3 protein-coding genes are annotated in these 6267 nt (G+C 73.5%); all 3 read left to right on the top strand.

The features are described 5' to 3' along the window. Window positions 1–306 precede the first annotated feature (306 nt). The 3 genes from ACFYNS_RS23635 to mfd all read left to right on the top strand — a co-directional run bounded on the left by ACFYNS_RS23635 (window position 307) and on the right by mfd (window position 6148). On the top strand, window positions 307–1329 hold the full coding sequence (locus ACFYNS_RS23635) for an LCP family protein (protein ID WP_388604945.1): 1023 nt from the start codon (window positions 307–309) through the stop codon (window positions 1327–1329). Between the two features lie 165 nt (window positions 1330–1494). Continuing rightward, window positions 1495–2340, top strand: a complete 846-nt coding sequence (locus tag ACFYNS_RS23630; protein ID WP_360297386.1) for a cellulose-binding protein — start codon at window positions 1495–1497, stop codon at window positions 2338–2340. 235 nt (window positions 2341–2575) lie between these two features. Continuing rightward, complete coding sequence (mfd, locus tag ACFYNS_RS23625) at window positions 2576–6148, top strand: transcription-repair coupling factor (RefSeq protein ID WP_388604943.1); 3573 nt, start codon at window positions 2576–2578, stop codon at window positions 6146–6148. Window positions 6149–6267 lie beyond the last annotated feature (119 nt).

Below are 6267 nucleotides of genomic sequence, written 5' to 3'. Positions count from 1 at the left end.
GCCCCTGGGCGGCCGGGGGTCCTAGGGGGCGAAGCCACCTAGCGGGGGGCGTTGGGGGGCGGAGCCCCCCGACACGGCCTGTCGGCGGCAGCCGACAACGCAAGGGGGCGTGCCCCCACCACGCGGGGAACCCCCCACCGGCGGCAGCCGAAAACGTAAGGGGGCGTGCCCCCACCACGCGGGGAACCCCCACCGGCGGCAGCCGAAAACGCGTGCCCTCGAACAGCGGTGCGCCCCGAGGGAGGCGCTCGCTCTGTCGGCCCAGCGTGGCGGGCACCGCCCCGCGGAGTGCGGGACGCTCGGCTCATGTACGGGGAGAGCAGCACCCTCTACCACGCGGGCGACCCGCACGGCGGGGGCCGCGGCCGCCGCCGCTGGTGGCGGGTCGTCCTGCTGGTGCTGCTGGTGCTGGTGCTGGCCTGCGCGGCGGGGCTCGCCGGGACCTGGGTGTGGGCGGACGGCCGGGTGCGGCAGACTTCGGCGCTGGCCGACTATCCGGGCCGTCCGCCGCCCGGCCGGGGTACCAACTGGCTGATCATCGGCACCGACACCCGGGCCGACCTCACCCGTGAGCAGCGCGCGGAGCTGCATGTGGGCGGCGGCGGCCAGCGCAACACCGACACGGTGATGGTGCTGCACTACGGCGCGGCGGGCCCGTATCTGGTGAGCATTCCGCGGGACTCCTATGTCCCCGTTCCGGGCCACGGCCGCGACAAGATCAACTCGGCGTACGCGCGGGGCGGTCCCCGGCTGCTGACCCGTACCGTCGAGCAGGCGACGGGGCTGCGCCTGGATCACTACGCCGAGATCGACTTCCTCGGCTTCACCCGCGTCGTCGACGCACTCGACGGGGTGCGGGTGTGTCTGAAGAAGCCGCTGCGCGACGAGAAGGCGGGCGCCGATCTGCCCGCCGGCTGCCGGAACCTCGACGGCAGGCAGGCGCTGGCCTACGTACGGGCGCGCTACAGCGACCCGGAGGGGGACCTGGGACGGGTCCGGCGGCAGCGCCGGCTGTTGAGCGTGCTCGTCCGGGAGGGGACGGGGCCGGCCACGGTGGGGAACCCGTTCCGGTTCTATCCGTTCCTCGGTTCGGCGCTGGAGGCGGTCACCGTCGACGAGGGCAGCTCCGTCCTGTCACTCACACGAATGGGCTGGAGGATCAGGGGGCTGACGGAGGGCGACGGGGGGACGACGACCGTGCCGGTGGCGAACCCCGGGCTCAGCGTGCCCGGCACCGGAAGCGTGGTCGTGTGGGAGCCATCCGGGTCACGTTCTCTTTTTCATCAGTTGCGACAGGATGTGCCGATTACGGCAACCGCGGTGAAGTAGCGCATCCTGGGGCGGGCCGGTCTCGTACGTGACTGTCGGGATCGTCGGATCGCCAGAGAGTGACGGGACAGCCGAGATAAGGGGCTCGATATGAGTGCGTCGTCGCCGCACGGCTTCACTGTTGTCCGGGGCCGCGGGTACCGGTCCGAACAGGTCGACGGCCGCGTGACCGAGCTGAATGCGGAACGCGAGGCCGCCTGGCACCGCACCGCGCAGCTCACCCAGCTCGCCCAGGAGCTGGCCGAGGAGGCGGAGCGGCTCCGCGGTGTCGCCGCCGCACAGCCCCCGCAGACCTTCGAGGCCCTGGGCGCCCGCGCCCAGGGCATCCTCGCCACCACCGAATCGGAGGCGGCCGACCTCAGGGCGGCGGCCGACACCGCGGCGCAGCAGCTGACCGAGCGCGCGGAGGAGGAGGCCCGCTCGGTGCGCGACACCGCTCGCGAGGCGGCAGCGCGCCGCCGCGTGGACGCCGAGGCCGCCGCCGCCAGAACGCTGGACGCCGCCCAGGACCGTGCCGACGAGCTGCGCTCCGAGGCCCGGACGCAGGCCGAGAAGATCGGCCAGGACGCGTCCGAGGCGCTGCAGGAGATGTCCCGCAGGTGCGCGGCGCTCCTCTCGGAGCAGGAGAAGGAGCACGCGGCCCGGGCGGACGCCTTCGACCGGGAGCTGGCCGAGAAGGAGGCCGCGTTCCAGGCGTGGGCGGCCGACCTGGAGGAACGCGGGGAGCGGGCGCTCGCCGACGCCGGGCGGGAGCACGCCGAGGCCGAGGAGGCGGCGCGGCACCGGCAGGAGGACGCGGAGGCGCGCGGTGCCGAGCTGGTAGCGGAGGCGCGGGTGCGGGCGGAGGGGATCGAGCGGGAGACCGAGCGGGTGCTGCGGGAGCACGCCGAGCGGTCCGAGGAGCTGCGGGAGCACATGGCGCACGTCCGCTCCTCGCTCGCGACGCTGACCGGCCGGGCCCCGGACGACCCCGCGCTTCCGGCGCAGCAGTCGGCCCCGGCCGCCGACTGAGCCGTATCCCGGTGCGGCGGGGGGCCGGGCGTTCCGGCCCCCTGCCGCGCCGGCGCGTGCCCGGGGGCGGCGGGGTGCGGCAGCAGCGCGACGGCGCGGGGGTGTCACCGGTGCGGCGTACGCTGGGAGTGTCCCGGTTCGCTTGCGAGCCGGGCTCTTCGTCGTGCGCGCCCCGCGGAAGGGCCGCGTACGAGGACCCCGCGCCCCCGGACGGAAAGCCGAAAGCGAAGCCCTCATGAGCCTGCACGGTCTGCTCGACGCCGTCACCAAGGACCCCGCGCTGGAGGAGGCTGTCGCTGCCGCCGCCGACGGCAACCGGCACCACGTCGACCTCGTCGGCCCTGCGGCGGCCCGTCCCTTCGCCGTCGCGGCGCTGGCCCGGTCCGCCGGGCGGCCGGTGCTGGCGGTCACGGCGACCGGCCGGGAGGCGGAGGACCTGGGGGCCGCGCTGCGCTCCCTCCTCCCGGAGGAGGGCGTGGTGGAGTACCCCTCCTGGGAGACGCTGCCGCACGAGCGGCTCAGCCCGCGGTCGGACACCGTGGGGCGGCGCCTCGCGGTGCTGCGCCGGCTGGCGCACCCGGACCCGGACGACCCGGCCACCGGGCCGGTCTCGGTCGTCGTCGCGCCGATCCGCTCGGTGCTGCAACCCCAGGTCAAGGGGTTGGGCGAGTTGGTGCCCGTGGCGCTCAAGCAGGGGGAGAGCGCCGATCTGGACGAGGTCGTGGACGCGCTGTCGGCCGCCGCGTACGCGCGCGTGGAGCTGGTGGAGAAGCGTGGCGACTTCGCGGTCCGCGGCGGCATCCTGGACGTCTTCCCGCCCACCGAGGAACACCCGATCCGGGTGGAGTTCTGGGGCGACGAGGTGGAGGAGGTCCGCTACTTCAAGGTCGCCGACCAGCGCTCGCTGGAGATCGCGGAGCACGGACTGTGGGCCCCGCCGTGCCGCGAACTGCTGCTGACCTCCGAGGTGCGGCGGCGCGCGGCCGAGCTGGCCGAGGACCATCCGGAGCTGCACGAACTCCTCGGCAAGATCGCCGAGGGGATCGCGGTGGACGGCATGGAGTCGCTGGCGCCGGTGCTCGTGGACGAGATGGAGCTGCTGCTGGACGTGCTGCCCGCGGGCAGCATGACCGTGGTGTGCGACCCGGAGCGGGTGCGCACCCGGGCCGCCGACCTGGTGGCGACCAGCCAGGAGTTCCTGCAGGCGTCCTGGGCGGCCACCGCCGGTGCGGGGGACGGCGACGGTGCGCAGGCCCCCATCGACGTCGGCGCCGCCTCGCTGCGCGGGATCGCCGAGGTACGGGAGCACGCCCGCGAGTTGGGCATGATGTGGTGGACGGTCAGCCAGTTCGCCGCGGACACCGAGCTGACCGGCGCGGACGAGGACGACGGCGACGTGCTCCAGCTCGGCATGCACGCTCCGGAGACCTACCGGGGGGACACCGCGCGGGCGCTCGCCGACACCAAGGACTGGCTGTCGCGGGGCTGGCAGTGCGTGTACGTCACCGAGGCGCACGGTCCGGCCGCCCGCACCGTGGAGGTGCTGGGTGCGGAGGGTGTCCCGGCGCGGCAGGCGGGAGCCGAACCGGCGCCCGCCCCGTCGGTGGTGACCGTGGCGTGCGGATCGCTCGACAACGGCTTCGTCGCCCCGCAGCTCAAGCTGGCGGTGCTGACCGAGACCGATCTGTCCGGACAGAAGGCCGCGGGCAAGGACGGCACCCGGATGCCGGCCCGCCGCCGCAAACAGATCGACCCGCTGACGCTGCAGCCGGGCGACTTCATCGTGCACGAGCAGCACGGGGTGGGGCGCTACATCGAGATGGTGCAGCGCACGGTGCAGGGCGCCACCCGCGAGTATCTGCTGGTGGAGTACGCGCCCGCCAAGCGCGGCCAGCCCGGCGACCGGCTGTTCGTGCCGACCGACCAGCTGGAGCAGATCACCAAGTACGTGGGGGGCGAGCAGCCCACCCTGCACCGGCTGGGCGGCGCCGACTGGACGAAGACCAAGGCGCGGGCCAAGAAGGCGGTCAAGGAGATCGCCGCCGATCTGATCAAGCTCTACAGCGCGCGGATGGCGGCGCCGGGGCACGCGTTCGGCGCGGACTCGCCGTGGCAGCGGGAGCTGGAGGACGCGTTCCCGTACGCGGAGACGCCGGACCAGCTCACCACCATCGGCGAGGTCAAGGAGGACATGGAGAAATCGGTCCCGATGGACCGGCTGATCTGCGGCGACGTCGGGTACGGCAAGACGGAGATCGCCGTGCGGGCCGCGTTCAAGGCGGTGCAGGACGGCAAGCAGGTGGCCGTCCTGGTGCCGACGACGCTGCTGGTGCAGCAGCACTTCTCCACGTTCTCCGAGCGTTACGGCCAGTTCCCGGTCAACGTGCGGGCGCTCTCCCGGTTCCAGACCGACACCGAGGCGCGGGCCACGCTGGACGGGCTGCGGGACGGCACCGTCGACGTGGTCATCGGCACCCACCGGCTCTTCTCCTCGGAGACGAAGTTCAAGGAGCTGGGCCTGGTCATCGTCGACGAGGAGCAGCGGTTCGGTGTGGAGCACAAGGAGCAGCTGAAGAAGCTGCGGGCCAACGTGGACGTGCTGACGATGTCCGCGACGCCGATCCCGCGCACCCTGGAGATGGCGGTCACCGGCATCCGCGAGATGTCCACCATCACCACGCCGCCCGAGGAGCGGCACCCGGTGCTCACCTTCGTCGGCCCGTTCGAGGAGAAGCAGATCGGCGCGGCGATCCGCCGTGAGCTGCTGCGCGAGGGCCAGGTCTTCTACATCCACAACCGGGTCGAGTCCATCGACCGCGCCGCGGCCCGGCTGCGGCAGATCGTCCCGGAGGCCCGGATCGCCACCGCGCACGGGCAGATGACCGAACAGGCGCTGGAACAGGTGGTCGTCGACTTCTGGGAGAAGAAGTTCGACGTGCTCGTCTCCACCACCATCGTGGAGAACGGCATCGACATCTCCAACGCCAACACCCTCATCGTCGAACGCGGCGACACCTTCGGCCTCAGCCAGCTCCACCAGCTGCGCGGCCGGGTGGGCCGCGGGCGCGACCGCGGCTACTCCTACTTCCTCTACCCGCCGGAGAAGCCGCTGACGGAGACCGCCCACGAGCGGCTGGCCACCATCGCCCAGCACACCGAGATGGGCGCGGGCATGTACGTGGCGATGAAGGACCTGGAGATCCGCGGCGCGGGCAACCTGCTCGGCGGTGAGCAGTCCGGGCACATCGCGGGAGTCGGTTTCGACCTGTACGTGCGGATGGTCGGCGAGGCGGTGGCCGACTACCGCGCGGCGCTGGAGGCCGGGGAGGCGGGCCCGGTGGAGGAGGCGCCGCTGGAGGTCAAGATCGAGCTGCCGGTCGACGCGCACGTCCCGCACGACTACGCGCCGGGGGAGCGGCTGCGGCTGCAGGCGTACCGCGCGATCGCCTCGGCGAACACCGAGGAGGACATCGCCGCCGTCCGCGAGGAACTGACCGACCGCTACGGGCCGCTGCCCGAGCCGGTGGAGAACCTGCTGCTCGTCGCCGGGCTGCGGATGCTGGCCCGGTCGGCGGGCGTCACCGACATCACCCTCCAGGGCGACAAGGTGCGGTTCGGCCCGGTCGAGCTGCGGGAGTCGCAGGAGCTGCGGCTCAAGCGGGTCTACCCGGGTTCGGTCATCAAGCAGGCCACCCGGCAGGTGCTGGTGCCGCGCCCCAAGCCCGGCACCATCGGCGCCAAGCCCCTCGCGGGCCGGGATCTCCTGGCCTGGGTGGGAGAGTTCCTCACCACCGTGCCGGCCTCCTGACGGCCTGGGGACGCCTGACCCGGGCCCTCCCGGGTCCCTGGCCCGCGTCTCAGGTCCCCCGGCCCTGGTCTCCCGGGCCCTGGCTCCCGGGGCCTGGTCTCCGGGGCCTGGTCTCCCGG

The organism is Streptomyces sp. NPDC006925, from assembly GCF_042869575.1.
Lineage (GTDB): Bacteria > Actinomycetota > Actinomycetes > Streptomycetales > Streptomycetaceae > Streptomyces.
Note: the sequence above shows the minus strand (reverse complement) of the source record. Positions and strands in the feature narration are given on the sequence as shown.